Source organism: Bradyrhizobium sp. (assembly GCF_036009065.1).
In the GTDB taxonomy this organism is placed as follows: Bacteria; Pseudomonadota; Alphaproteobacteria; order Rhizobiales; family Xanthobacteraceae; genus Bradyrhizobium.
Genome location: NZ_DASYMN010000414.1, coordinates 25,552 through 49,369, shown reverse-complemented (window position 1 = coordinate 49,369; position 23,818 = coordinate 25,552). Strand labels below are relative to the sequence as shown.

General features: G+C 59.4%; 17 protein-coding genes. 5 read left to right on the top strand and 12 right to left on the bottom strand.

Going from position 1 to position 23,818, the window contains the following annotated elements:
- Positions 1-22 precede the first annotated feature (22 nt).
- From VGP39_RS24900 to VGP39_RS24885, 4 genes are all read left to right on the top strand, one after another.
- On the top strand, positions 23-613 hold the full coding sequence (locus tag VGP39_RS24900) for a hypothetical protein (RefSeq protein ID WP_327570748.1): 591 nt from the start codon (positions 23-25) through the stop codon (positions 611-613).
- Between the two features lie 167 nt (positions 614-780).
- Positions 781-2,292: a hypothetical protein gene (locus tag VGP39_RS24895; protein ID WP_327570747.1), complete on the top strand. Its 1,512-nt coding sequence runs from the start codon at positions 781-783 to the stop codon at positions 2,290-2,292.
- A complete protein-coding gene (locus tag VGP39_RS24890) occupies positions 2,289-4,463 on the top strand; it encodes a BadF/BadG/BcrA/BcrD ATPase family protein (RefSeq protein WP_327570746.1) in 2,175 nt (724 codons plus the stop codon). The genes VGP39_RS24895 and VGP39_RS24890 overlap by 4 nt, the downstream gene beginning before the upstream one ends.
- Positions 4,396-5,622 carry an acyl-CoA dehydratase activase-related protein gene (locus VGP39_RS24885; RefSeq protein WP_327570745.1) on the top strand — a complete coding sequence of 409 codons (1,227 nt, stop codon included), beginning with the start codon at positions 4,396-4,398 and terminating at the stop codon, positions 5,620-5,622. Before VGP39_RS24890 ends, VGP39_RS24885 begins: the two co-directional genes overlap by 68 nt.
- 21 nt (positions 5,623-5,643) lie before the next feature.
- Here the strand turns inward: VGP39_RS24885 and VGP39_RS24880 are convergent, their stop codons facing one another.
- The 11 genes from VGP39_RS24880 to VGP39_RS24830 form a co-directional block, all read right to left on the bottom strand.
- The gene (locus tag VGP39_RS24880; RefSeq protein WP_327570744.1) at positions 5,644-6,732 is read right to left on the bottom strand and encodes an NAD(P)/FAD-dependent oxidoreductase; all 1,089 of its coding nucleotides are present in this window, start codon (positions 6,730-6,732) and stop codon (positions 5,644-5,646) included.
- Entirely contained in the window at positions 6,729-8,510 is a 1,782-nt protein-coding gene (locus tag VGP39_RS24875) for a LodA/GoxA family CTQ-dependent oxidase (protein WP_327570743.1), read from the bottom strand. The genes VGP39_RS24880 and VGP39_RS24875 overlap by 4 nt, the downstream gene beginning before the upstream one ends.
- Before the next feature lie 18 nt (positions 8,511-8,528).
- Entirely contained in the window at positions 8,529-9,980 is a 1,452-nt protein-coding gene (locus VGP39_RS24870; RefSeq protein WP_327570758.1) for a ferritin-like domain-containing protein, read from the bottom strand.
- A gap of 118 nt (positions 9,981-10,098) precedes the next feature.
- Positions 10,099-11,238, bottom strand: coding sequence for an acyltransferase (locus VGP39_RS24865; protein ID WP_327570742.1), 1,140 nt, complete (start codon positions 11,236-11,238; stop codon positions 10,099-10,101).
- Between the two features lie 151 nt (positions 11,239-11,389).
- Positions 11,390-12,517: a glycosyltransferase family 4 protein gene (locus VGP39_RS24860; RefSeq protein WP_327570741.1), complete on the bottom strand. Its 1,128-nt coding sequence runs from the start codon at positions 12,515-12,517 to the stop codon at positions 11,390-11,392.
- Positions 12,514-13,161 carry an acetyltransferase gene (locus VGP39_RS24855; protein WP_327570740.1) on the bottom strand — a complete coding sequence of 216 codons (648 nt, stop codon included), beginning with the start codon at positions 13,159-13,161 and terminating at the stop codon, positions 12,514-12,516. Before VGP39_RS24855 ends, VGP39_RS24860 begins: the two co-directional genes overlap by 4 nt.
- A complete protein-coding gene (locus tag VGP39_RS24850; protein WP_327570739.1) occupies positions 13,158-14,804 on the bottom strand; it encodes a glycosyltransferase in 1,647 nt (548 codons plus the stop codon). The genes VGP39_RS24855 and VGP39_RS24850 overlap by 4 nt, the downstream gene beginning before the upstream one ends.
- Entirely contained in the window at positions 14,801-17,098 is a 2,298-nt protein-coding gene (locus VGP39_RS24845; RefSeq protein ID WP_327570738.1) for a glycosytransferase, read from the bottom strand. The genes VGP39_RS24850 and VGP39_RS24845 overlap by 4 nt, the downstream gene beginning before the upstream one ends.
- Positions 17,098-17,850: an ABC transporter ATP-binding protein gene (locus VGP39_RS24840; protein ID WP_327570757.1), complete on the bottom strand. Its 753-nt coding sequence runs from the start codon at positions 17,848-17,850 to the stop codon at positions 17,098-17,100. Before VGP39_RS24840 ends, VGP39_RS24845 begins: the two co-directional genes overlap by 1 nt.
- Entirely contained in the window at positions 17,847-18,629 is a 783-nt protein-coding gene (locus tag VGP39_RS24835; protein ID WP_327570737.1) for an ABC transporter permease, read from the bottom strand. Before VGP39_RS24835 ends, VGP39_RS24840 begins: the two co-directional genes overlap by 4 nt.
- Positions 18,630-18,740: 111 nt before the next feature.
- A complete protein-coding gene (locus VGP39_RS24830) occupies positions 18,741-19,853 on the bottom strand; it encodes a DegT/DnrJ/EryC1/StrS family aminotransferase (protein ID WP_327570736.1) in 1,113 nt (370 codons plus the stop codon).
- A 597-nt stretch (positions 19,854-20,450) separates the two neighbouring features.
- Between VGP39_RS24830 and VGP39_RS24825 the strand changes: the two genes are divergently transcribed.
- Positions 20,451-22,802 (top strand): acyltransferase, encoded by a 2,352-nt coding sequence (locus VGP39_RS24825; protein ID WP_327570735.1) that lies wholly within the window; start codon positions 20,451-20,453, stop codon positions 22,800-22,802.
- A 114-nt stretch (positions 22,803-22,916) separates the two neighbouring features.
- Here VGP39_RS24825 and VGP39_RS24820 read toward each other — a convergent pair whose 3' ends face one another.
- Positions 22,917-23,207, bottom strand: a complete 291-nt coding sequence (locus VGP39_RS24820) for a hypothetical protein (RefSeq protein WP_327570734.1) — start codon at positions 23,205-23,207, stop codon at positions 22,917-22,919.
- Between the last annotated feature and the right edge of the window lie 611 nt (positions 23,208-23,818).

Sequence of the window (23,818 nt, the reverse complement as noted above, 5' to 3'; positions counted from 1 at the left end):
CGTCGACTACGCGAAAGTCGCAATGAGCCTATCGGAGCTAAAACAGCTAAATGCCTCTGCGCCGGCCGCGAACGGCAAGCCGGTCGCCTGCACGCACTGCCGGCCGGGAGAAAGCATATCCGATCCCCGACCGGGCGACATTGTTCTGATCCGCGGCGCCGGCTGGCTCGGCAAGTCCATCCGCTTCTTCATACGCATGCGCTGCCGCAGGAATGGCGATCGTGCGCTCGCGCACTGGAGCCATGCTGGAATCATTGTCAGTCCCCAAGGTCATCTCATCGAGGTGGTCCCGACCGGTGTGGTTATCAACCGTCTCGAAAATTATCGCGACCAGGATTATCACTATGTGTATCTCGATCTGTCCGCCGCCGACCGGGCCAGGGCATCGAGCTACGCCTATTCCTGCCTCAGGCAGAAATACGGCCGATTGAGTTTTGCGCTCCTGGCGCTCACAATTCTGACAGGCGATTGGTTCGAGGTCCGCGATCGCGGCCAGCAAGGCTGTGTTGCTCTGATTGCGCGGGCGCTGCAGCGCGCCGGCGTGACCTTCGCACGCCGGCCGACCGACATGACGCCCGCGGATCTCGCCAAGAATTTCGGGGTGATGCCATGATCGGAGATCCGCATACGCCCGAACCACACGCTATCCTCATCCTGAGGAGCGCTCCTTTGGGAGCGCGTCTCGAAGGATGGCTACACGCTGCCATGGTTCGAGACGCGCCGCTTTGCGGCGCTCCTCACCATGAGGTCCGTTCCCTCGTCCGATAATGGGAGGCTTTCGTGCCGTCAACCAGTCAAGCCTACCGCGCCTATTCGGCGCGGCCGTTCAAGCGCGAAGAACGCGGGGAAGTTGAAATCCTGTTCGGCGGCCTGCACTGGCGCCTGGAGAAGGTGATCCAGGCTGCCATGGCGAACGTAGGTTACCGATCACGGCCGCTGCCGACCGCCACCAAGGACGATCTTCTTCTGGGGCGCGAACTCGCCGACATCGGACAATGTTGCCCGACGAGTTTTGTCACCGGCAATCTGGCAGGCTTCCTCAAGGGTGAGGCGTCGCGCATCGGGCCTAAGGAGGCCGCGGACAAATACATCTACCTGTCCGCCGGCGCCTGCGGCGCCTGCCGGTTCGGCCAGTATCATCAGAGCTACGAGCTCGCGCTGCGCAACATCGGATTTGAAAGTTTTAGGCTGTTCCTGATGGAACAGGACAAGCTGGAGCAGGAAGGCTTCGCCGGCGGCGGCATCGACGTCGACATGCCGTTCTCGCTCGGCGTGGTGTGGGCTGTGCTTTGCACCGATGCGCTGCAAGGCCTTGAATATAAAACAAGGCCGTATGAGGTCGTCCCCGGGCAAACCGATGCCGTCGTGCGGGAAAGCGTCGATTATCTTTGCGAGGTGTTCGGCAACCGGCCCCACAAGGGAAAAAAATGGGGAACGCTGGTCTGGCATCTGACCACCGACTATTTCCTCGCTGCGCTGCGCGAAGTGTTCCGCAAGTTCGAGGCGATCGAGGTCGACCGGCTACAGGCAAAACCGGTCGTGAAGATCACCGGCGAGTTTTATTTGCAGACGGTCGAAGGTGACCCGAATTACAACATCCACCGTTGGCTCGAAGCCGAAGGCGCGGAGGTCTATCCGGCCCCGATCGTGGTCTGGCTCGATTACTGGTTTCGCTTTTATGTCCAGCAGATCGAGGACTACGTCGGCATCGATCGCACCGCGCGTCTGAGGATCGCGAAGATCCGGACCTTACAGAAGATATTCGGCTGGACCTACAACCGCATGCGCGCCGCGCTCGGCGATATCCCGCACGAGACTCCGGATCAATACGAGTTGCGCCGCCTCGCCGCGCCGTACTTCCATCATCAATTGTCGGGCGGCGAGGGCGACATGCTGGTCGGCAAGGCGCTGTGGAGCCATCTTCACAAGAAGGCGCACATGATCTGCGAATTGTCGCCCTATGCCTGCATGCCGAACACGATGAGCGTCGGCGCCATGGCGGGCGTCATCGCCAAGCATCCCGATCTGCTCTACGCTCCGCTGGAAATCAAGGGCGACGCGGAGGTGCATGCGCTGTCGCGCTGCCAGATGATCCTGACCGAGGCCAAGAAGCGCGCCCGGTCCGAGTTCGACGGCGTGTTGTCGAAGACCGGCCTCACTCTCGAAACCGCGCGAGCCCGGCTTGATCGCAATCCGAAGTTGAAGAAGGCGACCTGGCGCGTGCCACATCGCGATGTAGCCGGCACCGCAGCCAACCTTGCCCTGAAACTGGCCCAAGGAGGCCGGGCGTGAAGGTCGTCGGAATGGATGTGGGCTCGACCACCGTCAAGGCGGTTGTCGTCGAGAACGACCAAATCGTGTGGCAGGACTATCAGCGCCACCATACGCGGCAGGCGGAAAAGGTGCTGGAGTTCCTGTTGCGCATGGAGAGCGAATGCAGCCTCGAGCGCGGCCGCGATGTCGTGCTGTTCACCGGCTCCGGCAGCGGGCTGATCGCGCCGCTGGCCGGCGGCAAGGTTATCCAGGAGGTCGTTGCCGTGGCAACGGCGGTGGAAAAACTGCATCCGGACGTTCAGTTCGTCTCCGAAATCGGCGGCGAAGACATGAAGACGATCTTTTTCACGCCCTCGGGTTCGGGCCGCAACAAGCAGGTCTATATGCAGTCGGCGTGCAGCGGCGGCACCGGCACCTTCATCGAAAAGACCGCGCGGAAACTGCAGATTTCGCCGGAAGCGCTGGCGAAAATGACGTACAGCGGACAATCGCTGCACAAGATCAGCTCCAAATGCGGGATTTTCGCGGAGACCGATGCCAACACGCTGGTCAAGGGTGGCGTACCGGTCGAGGAGATCATCGCCAGCCTGTTCGAGGCGGTGGTCTACCAGAACCTCGCCACGCTGACCAAGGGCAACACGCCGGCGCCAAAAGTGCTGCTGCTCGGCGGGCCGAACCTGTTCTTCACCGGCCTGCAGCAAGCCTGGCGTCACCACCTCACGAATATCTGGACCGAGCGAAAGGTTGTTTTGCCCGATCAAGATCCCGGAGAGCTCATCCAGATTCCGGCGGAAGCGGTTTACTACGCAAGCCTCGGCTGCATCGATATCGGCAAGGCGGAGGTCGATGCGAAATCTTGCTACGGCGGAACGGAACGGCTGCGCTGGTGGATCGATCAGGGTCAGCACGAACAGAAAGCGCGCGAAGGCCGCGGCGGGCTAACTTCCGGAGAACAGGATCTCGCGCAGTTTTTGAAAGACTATGGCGCTCCGAAGCGCCAGCTTGCTACGCCGGACGAGGAACAGGAGGTCCGTCCGGCCGGCGAACCGGTACTGGTCGGATGCGACTTCGGCAGCACTACGGCCAAGGCCGTGGTGCTTTCGCCGGAGCAGGAGCTGTTGTTCAGTTGCTACGCGCTGTCGATGGGTAATCCGATCGAGGACGCCAAGGACCTGATGCGGCAGATCGCAGCGGCTGGATTCCGCAACATCGGCGCTCTGGCGCTCACGGGTTACGGCAAGGATCTGCTCAACGACATCGTCGGCGCCGACACAGCCATCGTCGAGACGGTGGCGCATGCGCGCGCGGCCCTGCACTTCTTTCCCGACGCGGACGTGATCTGCGACGTCGGAGGCACCGACGTGAAGGTCATGATCCTGCGTGGTGGGGCGGTCGCCGACTTCCGCCTCAACTCGCAATGCTCCTCCGGCAACGGCGCTTTCCTGCAAGGCGTGGCGGAGCGCTACGACGTGCCGCTGCAAGATTATGCCGAGCGCGCCTTCGCCGCCAAGTCGCTGCCTGCCCTCGCCATGGGTTGCGGCGTGTTCCTGCAGTCCGACATCGTCAACCAGCAGCGCAAGGGCTGGTCGGCGGAAGAAATCATGGCGTCGCTTGCGGCCGTGCTGCCGCTCAATGTGTGGGTCTATGCCTGTCAATTGACCAACCTGCGCGCTGTGGGGCGCAAGTTCGTGCTGCAGGGCGGCACCCATCGCAACCTCGCGGTGGTCAAGGCGCAGGTCGATTTCATCACCAGCAAGGTTCCTGACGCCGAGATCGAGACCCATCCCTATTCCGGAGAAGCGGGCGCAATCGGGGCTGCGCTATGCGCTTACGACGCCTGGCAAAGCGGGAAGCCCAGTCGCTTCCGGGGTTTCGAAACAATCGAGCAATTGTCCTATCGCAGCACCACCAACGAGAATACGACCTGCCGCTGGTGCAGTGTCGCCTGCAAGCGCACCTTCATCGACGTCGCCTTGCCCGACGGCAAAGGCAGGCCATGGAGCAAGGTGCCGGTGGGGGAGGGGTACGAGCGTGTCATCAGCGGCAACTCGTGCCCCAAGGGCCTCGTCGAGGACGCCGGCGAATTGCGGGTGGTGAAGGCTGGAATCGAGGAGCGCAGACATGCTTATCCCAACGTGGGAGAAATGGTTCGGAACCAAGCTTTCCGCGCCGCCAAAGTCACGGTCTGAACTGCGCGTCGGGATTCCCCGCGTCCTCAATATCTGGTCGACGCATCAGTTCTGGCTCGGCTTGCTGGTCGCGCTCGGCTTCGATCCGCGCCGCATCGTGTTCTCCGAAGCCACCAGCGACGAACAGGGCCGCGAATATGGCCGCGGCCGCGGCACCGTCGATTGCTGCTATCCGGTGAAATGCATATCCGGGCACTATGGCGAGCTGGTGTTCGGCCAGAAACACGGCATCGATATCCTGCTGTCGCCGATGATCCGTTCGCTGCCGTCGTTCCTGAACGGGCATGTGGTGGATTCGCTCGCATGCCCTCGCGTGATGGCGGCGCCGGAAAACATCAAGGCGGGTTTTTTGAAGGAACGCGACGTCTTCGCCGAACGGGGGATCAAATATATCTCGCCATTCCTCTCGCTTGCCGAACCGCTGATCGTCCCCAAGCAACTGCACCGCGCGCTGGAGGACGCGATTCCCGGCCTCACATTGGCGGAGGTTGGAAGCGCGGTTGGCGCCGGTTACAAAGCGCTCGCGGCATTCAACAAGCAGATGCAGGACAAGGGGCGCGAGATCCTGCGATGGTGCGCCGAAAACGACCGGCCCTGCATCCTGGTGCTGGCCCGGCCCTATCACATGGATCCCGGAATCGGTCATGAGATCGAAGCCGACCTGCAGGCCTATGGATATCCGATCCTGTGGGCCCAGTACTTGCCCGTCGACCAGGACCTCATGCAGTGGCTGTTCGGCGACGATATCCGGAGTGGCACGATCTCTTCGCCTTTCGATGTGCGCGACGTGTGGCCGTCGTCCTACAGCGGCAACACCAACGAAATCCTGTGGGGCGCCAAGGTCGCCGCCCGCCTGCCATGGGTGAGCTGCGTGATCCGGCTGGCGAGTTACGAATGCGGCATGGACCAGCCGACCTACACGCCGGTGCAGAAGATCGTCGAAGGTTCGGGAACGCTGTTCTTTTCGTTCCAGGACCTCGACGCGACCAAGCCGGCGGGATCGGTCAAGATCAGGGTCGAGACCGTCGCCTATTACCTGGAGTGTTCGTCGGCCGACATCATCGCAGCCAAGAAGCTGCAGACCAACGGTCCGTGTCCGCTGCTGGGCAAGGGGGGTGAAACGGCTGCTATGCCCGTCGATCCTGATCGACGCTTCTGACAATGAATACGGCTTACTCAATCAAGTACGGGCGCTTGTGGGCATCGTAATCGCGTTATTCCAGAATGGCGCCCCGGCAAACCGCTGCTCTATGGCGTAGATCGATGCCGCGGCTCTGCAATGATCGGGCAGGTTGGCTTGCGAGCGCGACTTCAGTTTGTCGGCAATGCTGTCGGCCTGCGATTGGAGGAAGCAGTTCGCGACCAGGGCGGCGTCATCAAGTGCCCAAAGAAGTCCCTGCCCGGAAAGCGGATCGGGGGCCATGCGCGCGTCCCCCAGAACGCACCACGTCCTGCCTCCGACACGGCGCGCCGCCGAGGCGCGGCTGTTTACGACAAACGGGCCCGCGGCCAGTGAGAGGCCTGCGACGGCAGGAGCGATCAGCAGGCTGCGTGCGATCGCCTTCCACCAGAATGACAGCCGCGCTTCCGCGGAGTTCGGAACCATGCCGGCGGACGTGGTCAATGCGACGACCGTCCGTTGGCCGGGGAGCGCGGCCGCGTAAATCCAACCGTCCCGCACGGCTTCGATAAGGGTTCTGCTATCGCCGGGCTCGCCCGACAGATACCCGACCAGGCACGCATGGTCATTGAGGTGATAACGGCGCTGATGAAAACGCCCGACCCCGGCGGAGCGCCCGACGGCGAGCGCCAGGAAGCGGGCCCGCTCGGTTTCTCCGTTCCGGAGTTGCAGTACATAATCCCCGCCTCGGTCCGCCGTTACGCTAACGCCAGTTCCCAAATGCACCGTCGCGCCGGCCTTTCCAGCCTCCAGCGCAAGCGCCCGGTCGAACTGTTGCCGGTCGAGGTGAACGGCGGAGGAATACGGGGAGACGAAATGATGCCGCTGCATCGGCTCGTCCTGCCCCCACACCGAAACGACCGCCGAGGCTTCACGGCTGATCCGCGGTGTATCGAGGATATGGTCGAGTTCAAGCTCGGCGATCGCACGCCGGAAAGACGGTGGCGCCGTCTCTCCGAAACGCGGTCGCTCGAAATTGCCACGATCGACAAGCAGAACCGACGCACCCCCACGTGCCACGCGCAAGGCAAGCGCCGAGCCGGCAGGACCCGCGCCCAGGATCGCCAGATCGTAGGCGCTCGCGCTCATGCGATTGCAGCGGCAGGCCCGTCGACCTCGAACAAGTTGCCGCCGGTATCGACTACGAAGCCGCGCGTCGCCCAGTCGTTCACCATGCCGCGTCTCCCTGCTATGTCCCTGTCCCAACGCAACCGGTTCGCCCCCCCTTCGTGTTGCACGAACACGACGTCCGGCCGTTGCACCGGCCACCACGCAATCATCGTGCTGAGTTTTGAATCGTCCCTGACACAATCATGGAAATCCGCATGCCAGGGTTGCGCCATCTGCTGCGAGAAGCTTCCCGCCCCGAGAATCAGGTCAAAGCGCTTGGGCTCCCCGGGAGAGCCGTCCGGCACGACGGGGATCGAGCCGACGGTGGTTCCGATGGCTATGCGAAATGGCGCCTTGAAGACTTCGGGTTTGGTGAACAGCCAGCCGCATTCGATCCCCGGAAAGAACGCACCGCCGACCGCTCCTTCCAGCGCCGCGCGCGTCAGCCCATCGGGCGTGATCTTGTCGGCAGGTTCAGGAACGCGCTTCCAGTCCTTCACGATGTTTCCGGCACGCCACGCCTTCAGCAGCGCGTATTGAAGCACGGAGACGGCGTGCAGGAATTGTGGGTCCCCTTCGCCGCCGCGCCCGTTGGCATCGTCGTAATAATCGCCGTATGCCAGCGGCATCAGGCTGGCATTGGGCGCCCCGGTCGCCTGCGGATCCCTGATCTTCCTGAATATCCTGTCGACTTCAGCCGTATCGAAATCGTCTTCGCCGCCCAGCACATCGTAATTTTTCGGGTTCAACCGCCGGTGATAATCGGGCTCATTCGCCACACTGTCCTGATGCAGCCGGATCATGCGTGATACCGAGGCAATGATCGGGTAGATGTGCCGCGTGAACGAAGGAAGATGCGGCGTAGCTGAGTCCTTCTTCTCGAAGAACAGCCGGAGTTCCTCTATTTCCGGCGACAGCTTTGCCAATGGGCCGCCCGCCTTGCTGTTGCGTACATAAACGTCGACCAGCGTGTCATACATCGTGCGATAGCTGCGCACACCCGGCGCAAAGTCCGGCGGCCCTACCGCCAGCCAGGCCGAATCCTCGACGGCCTTTGTCTTGCCGTCCACGGTAAGCTCGGCCGTGACCGGGCCATCGGACACGTCATCGAACCAGCCCGGATTGTTCACATAGGACCCCAACGGCGCGTTGGCATTCGGAAACGATTCCGCAAACCCAAAGCCCCCGATGACGATCAACCTGCCTTCCGGGTCGGACCTTAGTTGCCCGAGCGTCTTGATCTTCTTGAGCTTCGGCTGGGTGATCGCCAGCTCGACGACCGTGGCTGCGCCGGCGTCGATCGTCTTCGGGCCGGGATCGAGTTCGAGTTCCTTCTTGCGCTTCTGCAGTCCCGGGATTGCCGGGTTGCGCATCATGTCCGGCGTGTAGGATTTGAAGTACGGCTTGTCTTCGGCGCCCTGCTGGCCGATGAATTTGCAAAAGCTGGCCTTGCGGTTGGCAAGATGCACCGTCCATTTCACGGCGCTGATGCCGCGCTCGCCGAGCTTCACTTCACCGATCAGCTTGTCGGTGCCGTCAGCGGCCCGCTCATACTCAAAGATACGGAAGCGGACCGCCTGCGGCCGGACCTTGCCGTCGACCTTGAATGCGCCGAAGCTGTTCGTCGCCTTATCAAAGTTAGGCGGAAGGTCCGGAATCTCGGGTCCGATGAAAAAGAAATCGTCGCCGGACCGGTCGGCATCGCCCACGCGTGCGATACCGACCGCGGGATAGATCGAGAAAATCCTGTCTGCCATGTGTTCCTCCGTGGTCCATTACGAGCAGATCAACTTGGCTTCACTGGTGCGGCGTTCATCAAGCTCCTTGATCGCCTCGAACACGTCACTCTCCGCAATACCTGCCGCCATCGCCGAAGCGATGCATTTCGTGGAAGTCTCGATTGCGACCGTCATCCTGGTGCAGAGAGCCGCGGCCTCCAGCGGTACCGGTGTGTCCGGCAGATGGAAGAAGGGCGCGGCGGGGTCGAGTTTTGGATTGCCACCTGCTTTTTGCGGTTGCTTGACGATGAGCCTCAGCAGGATCGGTATTATGTTCTTCATTTCCTCAAGGCACCAATCCCTGCACAGCCGGGCCTCCGCCTCGCTGGCGTAAAGAAACGCCTGCTGAAGGTTGATCAGCAGAAGTTCGTAGCGGGCGTCGAACAATTGGCTCAGCGACCGGGCGGGCTCGTCGAAAATGGCACCGCTCAACGCCGGGAACGGGCGGGAGAGTTTCTCCAGCGGCACCGAAGTGTTTTCGACGTGCTGGTAGAGGCGGAACAGCCGCCGGAAATGACTGAGGTGCGCGGGTGCGCTGCCTTCCCCTTGCGCCGCGACCGCGTAGATCGCTTCACGCACCTCCTTTCGGGTTTTCGCGGCCAGCCCCAGGAACTCCTTGTCTTCCGATTTCCAGAAACCGCCGGCCATCTGCCGGCCGAGCTTTTCCTGCGAGATGTCGGTTTCATCGACGTGCCAGGCCGGTCCCCAATCCTTTGCCCTTGCCGCGGCGGTCCACGGTGCGGTCGCATTGTCGTTCTCCTGGAAAAGAAAAAACAGCCGCAGATAGAGAAGTCCAACCCGGTGGATAACCCCCTCCTTGATGCCGCCGGCGGCTTCGCTGCTGATCCGCTCCAGCGTTTTCCGCTCCGTCTCGTCTTCAAGGTCTTTCGGTTCGGGCGCTTCAGCCGCGACATATTTTCCGAGCGACGCGAGCGACAGCCGTTCGAGAGTGAACGGATATGGATCGTAAGCCGGCGCCGGATCCTGGTCCTGGCGTCCGAAATAGGGTTCGCCGCCAAGCGCCAGCGCGAGGTTCGTGACCGTAAGCAGGTGCCCCATTTCCTCGATGGCGATGCGGCGCAGTTCTACGCCTGGTTCAAAGCCGGTGGCATTGATGGCCGAGAAACCGGCATAGAGGTATTGCACCATCAGCGCGTGTTCGATCTTGGCGGCGTCCCTGAGAAGGGCCTCGGCTTCGGCGGATGCGCTGGTGGCGCCGAGGACTTGCGGTGCGCCGAACAACAGCAGGGCGCGGTCAATGGCGTCGGTGGGGGTTTCGGCAACGATCCGCCGCGCGCGTGCGACGTGCGACTCGGCAGCCAGTGTCGTGACATCCGGCCCCGTGAGCCCGACGTCGGCAATCGTACCGCCGAGCAGCTCGCCGAGTTTTTCACTTTCGACCGGCCGCCAGGAAACACGCAGGCGCCCGTGGTTGGGAGCTGTCGCCATCGTCCAAATCGCCCCAGCCGATTGGATACGCGAGGAAGTATGACGGCCTTCGGTTGTGCAAGCAAGTGATAGCGCGTCGCAGGCGTGACGCGGACGGCTGCAGCGGCGCTTCGAATTCTCAATCGGCCGGGCGGACCGGCAATGCCGGAACTTGAGCGGGCCGCAGCTCCGTCCACGAGGCGAACCATCTTCCCCATGCGATGCCGGGCCGCTCGATCCATCGCTCCGAGGCATAGGCGAACGGCAGCGTCGCCACCAACGCCGCGATGCCGACAAGCACCCCGGTTTCGAGGGCATGAACAGTCGGCGTTGACAGCTCGGGAATCGACCACAGGCAAAACAACACCAGAACATTCAGCAAATAAAGACTGAAACTCACGCGGCCAAGAAATTGCGCGGTCTTTGATTTCAAGACCGAATTGACGAGGGGCGCATCGGAATAGGCGATTGCCCCGATCAAGATGACGCAGGAAATCGTTTGCGCGATGAGCGCTGCGATGGACTGCCCCGGCACGATATGCCGGCACAGCATGAAAAAGCAGAGGCACGCGATCACGGTTCCAGTTCCCGCCCGGGCGAAGGTCGACTTGCTTTGCGGGAGAGCCAACAGCATTCCGCCGACGAACGCGCAGGCACTCGGCCAAAGGTTCGCGTAGCGGAAAATCAGCACCGGGTTCTGAACCTGTATGATGGTAAACAGGAAACAAAGCAGCAGCGCGAACGGCCCAAAACGGCGATTGACGAAAAAACACGCCAGCAAGATGGGAATCGCCGCCAGCTCGGTTTGTACCGAACCGGACGGTCCATGGATCGTGATCTGGATCAGAAGCGCATTTCGCCATAGCTGATCCGCCGTGATGTCGGGAAACCCGGAAAGCCCGAGCAGGGCGAATGTCTTCCACATCAGGTAGGCTGCGACCATGCACACGATCACCGCCGGCAGAATTCTGAAGAGGCGGTGGATCGTGAATCGCGCGGAGATCATCAGCGCCGGGCCCTGCGGTTCGCGCTGAAGCGATTGATGCAGCACCAAGCCGCTCAGGACAAAGAAAACCATGACCGCTGCTTCACCGTCAAAGATTGTCAGTGCGAGCTTGGTGACGATATCCCGGACCGCCGTCAGGTCCTGAATGGGCGTGTAGAGCACCCGGCCGACCAGGCTCGGATCGGCATGCAGAATGGCGTGGTAAAAGATGACGATGGTCGCGGCGATACCTCGCATGCCATCCAGCTGATGATTGCGGACTGTTATTGCCACGTTTTCAATATCGATGAGCCTTTGAGAGAACCGCAGCTTAGGTTGGAAGCCTGGCCACGTGAAGGGGTTTTGCGTGGAAATCGGATGTGCCGGACAGCGGCCCGGCGACGCATCTGAATGGCGCGCTTCTTCGCCTCCCTTAACGGGGACTTCAGCGCTCGCGCCGGTGCTGCGATAAAATCGCGTGGTAGAGATTGATGTAGCTGTCAGCCATCAGATCGGCCGTAAAATATCGCTGATATCGATGGTAGGCCCGGCGGCCCATTTCATGAGCCAGTTCCGGGTTCTCATAGAGTGTCCGTAACGCTTGTCTCAAAACGGCTGGATCATTCGGTGGGACGACCAGTCCGGTCTCGCCGTGAACGTTGATATAGCTGGTGCCGGTACCGATTTCGCTGGAAATCATCGGTTTGCCGAACATGGCGCCTTCAAGAAGCGAAATTCCAAATGCTTCGGAGCGCAGATGAGACGGAAACAAGACGGCATAGCTCAGTTCCAAAAGCGCGACCTTGTCGCTGTCCGACAAGGCTCCCAGAAAACGTATATTGGTCAAGCCGATTTGGGCGGCATGGCTGCGCAATTCAGCCTCGATTGGTCCGGCTCCCACCACCACGAGGGGATAACCGGTGCCGCGAAGCGCATCGAGCAAGATGTGAAGGCCTTTGTAATAGCGCAGCACTCCCACGAAGAGAAAAAATCGCTCGCCAATCTGCGTCCGCCATGCCGCCAACCGGGCAGGATCGGGATCGGGATAGGTCGAACGGTCGAGACCAATCGGAATGACCTCGGTCTTGTCGAGGTAGCCGCTAAGGGTGTCGCTGGTCTCCAGGTAATTTTGCGAGGTTGCGACGATGCGATCGACGTTTTTTAGAAAACGCTTCATCAACGGCTTATACAGCTTCAGCAATCGCTGCTGCCGGACGATATCCGAATGATATGTCAATATGGTGGGTTTAGAGAGCGCGGCGGCAAAATGCACGATATCTGCGAACGGCCACGGATAGTGGTAATGGACGATGTCGGCTTGACGGGCCAGAGCCGCGAACTTGCCAAACGCTGCAAAGGAGAAATCGGTAGAAGCGATTTCGAAATTTTTTCGAACGCGGTGGACCGTGTGGCCGTCAAAATGGCGCGTCTCGATGTCCGCGCCGGAGCTCAGTGAAAGCACATCGACGTCGATGCCGCGAAGCGTGGTCCCGCGGGCCAATTGATAGATGAACTGCTCGATCCCGCCATAAGAATCCGGAAAATAGGTCTTGAAGAAATGCAGAACCCTCAACGGCGCGCTCGATCCGTTTTGGCTTCAACCGGGCGCGCCGGAGCGCCGACATACGTGCCTGGCTCAACGAGCGACTTGATAACGACGCCGCCCGCCCCGACCGTGATGGAGTCGGCAATGGAAACCTTGTCGATCACCACCGCGCCGGCTCCCAGAAAGACGAAGCTTCCCAGGTGGCATCGGCCTGCAACCGACGCATTCACGGAGACATGCGTGTAATCGCCAATCTTGCACTCATGATCGACCACGGCGCCCGTGTTGATAATGCAGGCCTCCCCGATAATCGACAAAGGGCCGACATGAGCATGGTGGCCGATAAAACAGCCGGCCGAAATACTGCTTTGGTTTCCGATCGTTGCGGTCGGGGAAACCAGCGTGGCGAGCGGCCAGGAGCGCCCGGCAATGGCGGCGACCTGAACCTGCCGGGTTTGATTGTCTCCGGAAGCTGCAAACGCCTGCCAGCCGTCCGGCAATTGTTCGTCGAATGTTTTTCGCAGCGGGAACCCCCATAGACTCTCGTTTACGTGAGCTGCCTCATCGACGAAAATGATCTCTTCAATGCCGAGTGTCAACGCGATATCGGCGACGCTGCGCGCATGCCCACCGAAGCCGAAGACAACAAGGCCGCGCGGCACCGCGGTCATTTTTGACCCAACAGGGCCGCAGCGGGGCCGGCGGAAATGCGATTCAAAATCTCGATGTGGTCGGCGACGACGTCGTCCCAGGTTCGCAGCGAAGCCGCCTTAAAGGCATCCATCTGAACAGACCGCAGCCTGTCGCGGTTTTGAATCGCCCATTCGATGCGGTCAGCCATGTCCTGCCAAACATAAGGGTCGAACAGCATCATGGCCCGCAGTTCGGGGTCGGTGATGACTTCCTCGGTTACCGCAATTCTCGCCATGACGACAGGCGTCCCAACTGAAAGCGCCTCGCTAAAGGTAAATGGACAGCCGCCCTCGCTGAGACTGGGGTTTATTGCCAAATCCGCCAGCCGGTAACATGCCGCAAGCTCGGGCACGGTCAATCCATGAAGACAGAGAACATCGTTTGCGAGGTTATTGTTGCGGATGAATTCACCGATCTCGGGCATGTCCTTGGGATTGCCGGTCAAGATCAATTTGTGGCCGAGGTAGCGTTGCTTGAGAAGATGATGATAGGCGAGCAGCAAGCCGAGCACGTTTTTGGATGGACGAAATTGGCTTGGGTAAAAGAGAAACCGAGCCGAACGATTGGCAAATGAGCCAGCATACTCGATATTTGTGGCCTTGCCGAGCGCGGTACTGAACAGCGCTTCCGCGTATCGGCGTCCCGTCGCCTCGTTATCCGCAAAGCCGGTTATATTCACCCAGGCGTGCAAATCATTGACCGCGTGCGGTACGACGTCGACACTGTCCGGATTTACGCCGTAGTGATCGACCAGCGTACTCCATTTGATATCGTTGCTGTAGGTGATGAAACGGTTGCCTCCTTCGATGGCCTTTTCCACCATCCTGAAATTCTCAAGAAAGCGGTCGCCGCCGACGTGGGCAAACCCGACCGGAAAGTCTTTCAGAACAACGTCCGGAACGCACATCACATGCGGAGCCTTGATGGCGTTGAAGGACGGCCAGAACGCAGTCGGGCTGTACCAGGCCGCGACGTGCGTCAGCCGATTGATCTTCGCGATCAAGACGTCGGTCTCGTGCTGGGCCATGAAATGGTAGAGCCGCAGCACCAGAGCCTCTTCCTTGGGTTGCGCGGCCAGCGTTTGGAGCCTCAGCAGGTTCCGTGCGATTCCGGACCATCCCACGAAGCGGCTTCGCAAAGCGAGAAACAGCCGCGAGGCACCCTTCAAGGCGACCATAACAAGCAGGACCGGCAACAACAGAACGCCCAATGCCACGACATAGATCAGCCATGGAAGCAGGCCCAGCGCGCTGCGCGATGTCGCTAGTCGTCGTTCAATCGACAAGCGATGCTGCATGCATTTGGAGAGAAATGCCTGTCTCCATGCGGCAAAAATGCCGGGACGAAAGGGGCGCCGCTTATATTGCAGGTATCGCTCGTAGGCGCGCAGCAACAGGGGTTTATCGGGCAGCGAGATGATATCGAACGTGCCGGCGGCGAGCCCCTCGGACTCGCACAACTGCAACAGGCCTTCCGTGGTCCAGCTCGGGCATGCCACGACAAAGCGAACATCGGATCTCTTCGCCGCCGCCTTCAAGAAGTAGGCCAGATAACGTCCGAGGCCCTGATACTGAAGATCGATCGTCGGCGCATAGGCCAGATAGATTCCGTAAACTTTCACAGGCATTCCCGCACCACGGCCCAGTACCGGCCGGCAAATGCACTCACATTATGCTTCTCGAGGTGCTCTTGCGACGGCAGCATCGAGCGCTGCTCTTCGGCATGCTGTTCCATCCACTTCAACGCCCGGGCCATGCGACCTGGATCATCGCTTGGCGTCCATGCCAGGCCGAGCTCGAACTGGTCGTCGATTTCGTGCATCGCGGGGTAGTCGCTCGAGAGGGCGGGAACACGCACGTGCGCGGCGTCGACCACGCTGAACGTGCCGTTATCAATTTGAGCCGGATGCCAAAGAAACCGGGCGCCGGCCAGCTCGCGCTGGTACAACGCATCGGAAAGTTCTCCGTGCAGCCGAATTCTGGCGCGAAGCGCGGCTATGTCGTCGGCCGAATTTCCAAGCAACCTCAGAAACGGCAGCTCATCATCGAGCAGGCCGCTCGTACTGACCCCTGTGACGTGGCAGTCGAGGTTTCCTCCGAGTTCCTCCCAATAGATCCGGAGCGCTTTGAACGCGTTGACATGATTCTTGTGAGCAGCGGCGTTGGTCGGCCATATAAAGTATGGACGTTCCCGGGAAGTCTGAAGGTCTGCAACGGGCTCGAATTTCGGTGCCAGCATGGGCACGCGAAAGACCCTTTCCGGATCAAGGCCGGCATACTGCAGGGCGTCGCCTTCCGTGAATTTTGTCGTCACCAGCACCCGTTCCGCAACACGGGCGGCCGCCAGGAAAGAGTACTCCGCCAAGCCTGAGCCATGCGGCAAATATCGCTGCAAGTAATCGTGGACCAGAAGAACGTATGGCCGGATCGGCAGCAGCGGCGCGGCGAGGCGGTCGGATACCACCAGCCACAGGTCGCAATCGACAAACTGGCGCATGCCATCGTCCGGAAGCGAATATTTTTCCGAGCTAGGCTGCCAGGTTTCGAATCCCGCATACGTCATCGCCCGGCGCGCAACCGGACCATCGAGGGAAGCCCATGTATATGGCCGCCTGCTGATCGTCGGTGGAAGGTCTTCGAAATCACGCCGGCTGTAAAATGCGGGGTCATCGACGTGGCCGAAAATCACGTCGACATCCTCTCCCTCCTGGCGACTACCTTCCCAAAGCGCGATTGCGAGCAGCTTTGCGGCGCGAAGCGTTCCGCCGCGATACTGAACCGGAAGAATGACGGCGATGCGTTTTCGCTTCGGGGCAAGTGCGATCTGCCCGGCATGGCGGGCTACCTGCAACTGCGCGAGAATTTTGCCGAACTTCTCGACCCACACCGGTCGACACGCCTCAGGCCGCATCGGTTCAAGCAGCCGCGGCTGGGTCGCGCGAATCTCGTCGATCAGCTTCCAGTCGTCGTCAAGGATTCGGCGAATTTTAGCATGCGCCTCTGCGATCGACTCGCAGCGTCCCGGCAGACCGACCCCTCCCAAATGGTCGAGCAAGCCGCCAGCCATGAACACCAGCGGCATGCCGGCCCGAACCGCTTCAAACGGATGATAATGAACATGGTTGGGCTCGGATGAATGATAGAACATGACACGAAGCTCTCGCATGTTGCGCTGATGCTCTTCGGTCGAGACAAAGCCCAGAACCCGTTCATCCTCGACCGCAATCGGTTGCGAGCCGCCGATTACAAAATCAAATTCAGAGAACGCCTTTCGGAACTCGTCGTAGATTTTTTTATAATAAGGATTGAAGCCGATTTCAGGGCATACAAAGAACAGCCGTTTATGTTGACCGGACCAGACCAGCTTGGCTTCAGAGTCGCTCAATCCCAGAGGAAGATATATCGCCCGTTGCTTCAATGCAGGCCGTTCGATCTTGTCGAGATGCTGATACGCCTCTCCAAACCAGAAGCGATTGCCCATGCGACGGATGTCTTTCCATCCACCGCCGCCTTTCGTCATATCCAGGATACGACTGTAGCTCATGGACGCGTCGAGGCCGTAAGCGCGCCAGATTGCCGCCCCCGCGAAATGTCTCGCAGTGCTGGTCAGCATTTCCAGCCGATGGGCAATGAAAAATGCAACGTCGAAATATCTGTTGGCTACCTTCCACGCATCGATTCCCGGTTCACGATACCAGTCCGCGCCGTTCAGGATCGCCAGGTCATCGGCCGGAATGCTCAGATTGCCGTCTTCCGAGAAATCCACGGAAGCGCTGCGAAAATTGTGATCCGGCGGAATGATCTTGGGAAGAAAGATCTCCTTGATGCCGATCGACTTCAGCATCGGAATTTCGAATCGTCGCGCTGCGACATGGTTGAGCAGCCACATAACTCTATGATTGTTCTGCTCAGTCATCACCGGATGCCGTTAATTTCCCTGTATCGCGCGATTGCGCTGGAGATGGGGCCATCAAAGGCGACCTCGCCGTGATGGAGTACCACGCCCCGTCGGCAGATTCCAGCGAGGGAATTCAGGTCGTGAGACGCGAGTATGAGAATTTCAGATTGCTCGACAAGCTGTCGAATTCGCTCGCGCGCCTTGATCATGAAATTTTCATCGCCGGCGCCGATAACCTCGTCCAGCAAAAGAATGTCGCCGCCGACAGCGGTCGAAATGGCGAACGCGATGCGCACCAGCATGCCGCTGGAATAGGTCTTGACCGGATAGTCGATGAATTCGCCGAGATCGGCAAAAGCAACGATGTCGTCCTGGATGGCGCGCATGAATTTTGGCGTCATCCCGAGCAGCAGGCCGCGGTAGAGAATGTTCTCCCGGCCGGTGGCATCCGGTTCAAAGCCGAGGCCGATTTCAAATATCGAGCGAATGGTGCCTTCGACGATGCGGATGCCCGCCGACACCGGATAGAGTCCGGCGATCATTTTCAGAAGCGTGCTTTTGCCTGCGCCATTATGGCCCAGCAATCCGACGCGCTCGCCGGGTCCTATTTCAATATTGATGTCCTTCAGCGCGTGAATATCGCGTCGCTCCCCCGCGTCGCGCTTCAGCTGGGCGAAATTGGTCAGCAAGGATTTAAGCGAGCGGTCTTTGAAGGCGGTCGCCGAGTAATGAAGATTGACGTTGGCCAGCGATATGCGATTTTCTTTCATAGGTAGAATATGATTTTCTGTTCGGCCCTGCGTCCAACCTGCCAAGCCAGAATGGATACCACGATGAAGGTGGCCGCGCAGTAAGCAAAATTTTCCAGGCTGGGCCATTGACCCTGCAACAGCGGCGCCCGGACGATCTGCAAAATATGATAGATCGGGTTGTAGTCGACCAAGGCATTAAGGCCGCCGTTGCGAAATATCTGAGCATCAAAATAGATCGGCGATACGAACCACAGTGCCTGCAGGATCAAGCCCAGCGCGTGCGGAAGATCCCGGAAGCGGGTGCCGATGTAGGCAAGGAGCGTCGCCATCGGCCAGCAAATCAACCCGGCGATCGGAAAAATCAACAGCGCCGCAAGCCAGCACGATCCGAAATTTTCCGGCAATACGATCAGCACCCAGCCGATCAGGCTCAAGCTCGCCATCGCCATGACGATCAGATTGGCGAGCGCGGTGCGCAACGTGTAGATCGCAAGAGGATGGCGGGACTGCTTGATGTAAGCGTCGGCTTGAACGAAGGCAAGCGAACCGCCCAGCGCGGTTGACGAGATGTAATCCCAGACGATAATTCCCGAAAGTATGTACGGCGCGTATTTGACAATATCGGTCTTGAAAATTCTGCCGAAGACGATCGCAAGCAGTATGGTCAGGCCGAGAGGCTGAATGATCGACCAGAGTATCCCGAAAAACGACCTGCGCCATTTCGAGCGAAGGTCGGCCATCGCAAGGTGTGTCCAAAAGTATCTCGAGTTCCAGATATTTTCCAGATATTCGGCCATCGCCCGGTACTCTGTGTTGCCATGACTTCACGCGACGATATGATCGCCGGGAGGTTTCGCGAGTTGCGGATAGATCGCGCAAGGAGCAAGCGTTGGTTCCGCGGCGTCGTGCTAGCGGAACGGAACGATCTTTGAATCGCTGGCGTCGTACTGCGCGCGAATGGTTTGGCAGATCATTTTGACATCCCTCCGTTCCAGACCCGGATAGCTCGGTAGATTGATTCCGCGGGATGAGAGCGATTCGGCGACGGGAAAACTCAGTCCGGAGAAGTACGGCGGAAGCAGATGGACGGGATGGAAAAGCGGCCTGGTTTCGACGCCGGCAAGTCTGAGCGTGTTGCGCAGGCGGGAACATTCGTCGGGGTCGCGGGCCAGGATGGAATACATCCACCAGGAATGACGCATATTCTCGAACTCCTGGTGCCTCGTTAGAGGAAGGTCGGCGAGTTCTTCGTCGTACCATTCCGCAACCAGCCGTTTCTTGCTCAGGATTTGTCCCGCATGCTCGAGCTGCGCAACGCCAATGGCGGCGCAGATATTGGTCATGCGGTAATTGTAGCCGATGGTGTCGTGCCAGTATTCGCGGGTCGGCGAAACGCCCTGGGTTTTCAGATGATAGGCCTTGGTGAAAAGCTCGGAGTTGTTGGTAACGACCATTCCGCCTTCGCCGGTAGTGATGGTCTTGTTGCCGAAGAAACTGAAGGTGGCGATATCGCCGAACGTGCCGACATGCTTGCCGCGGTAAAGGGTTCCGAATGCCTCGGCGCAATCCTCAATGAGAAAAAGTCCGTGTTGCTCGCAGAGTTCGGTAAGGGAAGTCATGTCGCATGGCGCACCGTAAAGATGCACGGCCATCACGGCCTTGGTCCGCGGGGTAATCTTGCGTTGCACGTCCTTCGGGTCGATCTGCCATGTAGATCTCAGCGAATCGACAAAGACCGGAGTCGCACCTGCTTGAACCACCGTATTGACTGATGCGACGTAAGTCAGGGTCGGAACGATAACCTCGTCTCCAGGCCCCAATCCAAGCGCCATCATGGCAAGATGAAGTGCCACGGTTCCATTGCAGACGCTGGTCGCATGCCTGACCCCGGTGAATTTTTCAAATTCCGCCTCGAACCGGGAAACGAATTCGCCCCTCGACGAAATCCAGGTCGAATCAAAACAACTGGCTACGTATTCCTTCTCTTTGCCTGTCAGGTAGGGTTGATACACCGGAATCATTGATTTCCAACATTGGTCAATTGATTGGTCCCGCACGCATGCGGAGTCTGGTTAGCCGAGGCCTGACTGTACACGAACCTGTATCAGAGCGCCGAATCGATTCGCAGGTCCTTCCAAGGGGAGCGAGTCGCCTCCCGCTCCTTGGAATTCCGACTAATTGGGTGCCCTGTGGATAGAATCCACCATTACTAGTGCAACAACAGTCGATCTGTAAATGGCTTGGTCGTGTCCGATCAGCCGAGGGCGGCCATATCGGATTCGAAGAGCAGCTCGAAATGTTCTGATCTTCCGCGGCACCGCGCATTTATCGCGTCCGCTACCAGCGCCACACGCTTCGGAGCAGAGTGCTATTTCAATCGCTGCCGGCGAGAACTTGATGAGTGCGGTCGCGGGCAAACGCGATCCGGTGCATCGCGCCGCCGATGGAATTTCTTGCAGGAGCGGTATCCCACGCACGCGATTGATTGGCTTGCGCAGCAGCTTTTCTGATTTCCTCGATTTATGGCATTATGGTTCCTTGACATCGGTGTCCTAACCAGTTGACGAGCGGAAGTGGAATACAAACAACGGGCGGCGGGGCTTGACGGTTTGAGGGGCATGGCCGCCATCGCGGTGGTCGTCTATCAGGCGATAAATCTGTGCGATCTGACCATTCCGACTCGCATCATCGTCCCGAAGCTGGCCGATGTGCCGCTTGCGGATTGGCCCGGCCGCTTCGCGCTTAGCGTCTTCAACGCTGAGGCGGCAGTCAACATTTTCTTCATCATGAGCGGGCTGGTGCTATCGGCATCGCTCCAGCGCGAGCGCGAGTTCGACGCGCAGACGGCCGGCAGGTTCATTTTCCGGCGTATCCTGCGCATCTATCCGGCACTGATCGTGACGATTTTGGCCTTTGGCGCGGTGAGTTACATTTCCCTGCCGGCGCTGTTCGGCCTTCCCTTCGCGCCACGGCAGATGCTGCTCAACAGTCTTCTGCTCGAGACCGGCGTCAACGGCGAGACGTGGACGCTTCAGGCCGAAATGCTGATGGTCCCGGTGGTTCTGTTGGTCGTGTGGTTGCAGCGGCCCTTCGGCCCCGCCGTTCCGTTTGCCTTCGTGCTGTTCGCGCTGTTTTACCTGTTTAACGGGCCGCTGTTCGGAATGCTCATTCTGCGCGCCTCACTGCTCGCCTTCGCGCTCGGCATGCTGATCGCGACGGATGCTGCAAGGCAGGTGGCGGCCAAGCTCCCGGCCTGGCTATGGGGACTTTGCCTTGTGGCCGTCGCATTGGAACGGTTTTTTGCATTCGGCAACGAAACCAACGCCCTGCTTGGTTCGCTGGTGCTGTCGGCGATCGCGGTCACTTTGATCTTTTACAAAGCGCGGGACGGGGGCGTCCTGCGCAGTGCGCCGCTGCAATTTTTGGGCCGCATCAGCTACAGCGTGTATCTCTGGCACGCCGTGGCGATGTACGAGCTTTTTCCGTTCTTTCAAGCAACCGTCGGAGCCGACAGGATTACCCCGCACTATCTCTGGTTCGGGTTGGCCTACGCAGCCGTGGTGCTGAGCGTCGCCGTGCCGCTGGCCTGGTTGACCGAGCGATCGGTGGAGCGGCCATTCATAGCCTGGAGCAGGCAGATCCTGTCGCCGAAAGATTTCTACCGAGCGATGACCGATCCGCGCCGGTTCAGGTTCTTGAGATATTTGTGCGTCGAGCAACGCGCCGGTGGCTTGGCCTTGCTGCTGGCAATATTCCTGGCGGTCAACTGCATTTCCATTGCCACGGTAGAACATAGCGTCGGTATCGGACATCGGAATGCACTCAACGCGCTTGCCGGGATCGGTTTGGCGGCCGGCCTCATTCCGTTGTTCCTGTTGGCGCGCTTCAGCTTCGGATATCTTGTCGGCATCAGCTTTTACGGCGTGGTGGCCGGATTCGTCTGGATCACCTACTTCAGCGATCTCAACTACGATCGCGATCTGGCTCGGCTGTCGGCGATCGCCTCGCTTTTGATGTTTCTGCTGCCGCTGCTTTTTCAGACCGCGCCGCTGCGACGAACGATAGTGCTGTCGCCGCGAGCCATGCACCGGTTTCTGATGCTGGCGCTGGGTTTAGCTGTCGCCGTGCTGGTGTGGAATGGTTACTACGGCCGGGCGTTTGTCGGGATACGTGAGGGCGAAGAGCTACGCAGCACATTCGTCCGCCCGGCCATCCTGAACTATATTACGGGGTCCCTGATCGGCGCCGTACTGCCGTTTGCATTCGCGTATTTCAGCCTGCAGCGTCGCTACTATGCGGCTGCCGCCGCGCTGGTTTTGATCGTGCTTTTCTATCCGGTCCTGCTGAACAAGACCGTGCTTTTCGCCGCGGTCTGGCTGCCTTTCGTGTTCTTGATGTTTCGAACATTCGAACCGAAGCGGGCCACCGTGCTCGCGCTGCTGATTCCGATGACTTTCTGTTTGCTATTCTTCGCGGTGGCTCCGGCGGAAGGCCCGATAGCGGTGCTTGCGGCATATATGTTCGGATATGCAAACATTAGAATGTTCGCGGTTCCATCGATCGCGATGAATTATTACTCGGAGTTCTTTGCCAGCAATGAATTGACTAACTTTTGCCAGATCAAGGTCGTTGGGGCAGTCATTGGCTGCCCATACACCAGGCAGCTGAGTGTGATTCTCGCGGACCGCTATGGTCTGGGCAATCTCAACGCCTCGCTTTTCAGCACGGAAGGCATCGCCTCGGTGGGCCCGGTCTGGGCGCCGATATCGGCATTAGTATGCGGAATAATTATCTCAGTCGGGAACAGCGTGTCGGCGCGCCTCCCGCCGCCATTGATCGCGGCGTCTGCAGCACTGGTCGTGCAAGCCCTGCTCAATGTTGCGTTGTCCACGAGTCTGCTGTCGAACGGCCTTCTGGTGCTCTTGCTGCTCTGGTACATCACGCCGGATCCCAGCCCAAAACGCGCCTAGCCGGTTTTCCCCGTATGCGTCCGGCGCCGGTGCGGAGAATTGAGTTTTTAGTTAACCCGGCAGATAGAAATGGCCATCACGGAACTGCGCATTCGAGCAAGCGCCGTACACCGCTTAAGGGGCCTTGGCGGCGTTGGCCTTCTTCACGATCTCCGTCAGCGCGGCAACGAAGGTTGCAAATTTCTCCGCTGGCATCACCAGCCTGCCGACAATGGCCGAACTGAGCGACCTGCTTTCTGCATCAAATTGCCGGGCCAGAAGCTCGAGACGGACAACGCCGGATTCAATCGAGCCACCGAGCAAGCCGTCGGCAAAGAGAGTTGGGGTGCTATCGCGTCGTATGTTCGCCGGAATGTCTGATGCCGCGCTTTGCGGCTCGTTGGTATTTTTCGATTGTTCGGTCATCGCAACACCCCATGAGGCAACAGAGCAAAAGCCAGGAAAAGTCTTTTTCTGAGTAGCGATACGCAATCTCTCCCAGAATCATGAAGATTCATTTGCAATCATCAAAGTCGAAATGGGTTCGATGGAAGTTCCATCGAAAGAGGGCCGGGCACGGGGCGGCGTTCGATCATTTCGACCTCAGCTTCGAGCTGGCTGAGCGGAGGGGCCAGCGACTGAGTCCTGGCGGGGCGGCGTCCCGACTTCAGCCCCGGGCGGGATCCGGACGGCAGCGGGCGCGAGCGCCAGGTTTCATCTGGTGAATCGAATAGTACCCTCGCATCCCGCATACGCGGAAAATATAGGCGGGCGCGTGCGCCTGCTTTCGGCAGTACGCTTTCTGGTTGAAAAGCGCATTCTACTCTTGACTACAGAGGTTCCATTAGATTCGCGTCGGAACTATTGAGAAAATCACAGTAATAGAGAAAATATTAGTAACTGAACACTTCAAAGATTTGAACCTTAACGAAGGCTTACAGCGAAGGAAGAAAACCAAAGCCTGCGTAAAGTTAATAATAAGTTCCAAATAGGGCGGCGTCATCTTCACTAATCATTGACTCTTCGCATGTGCGGCG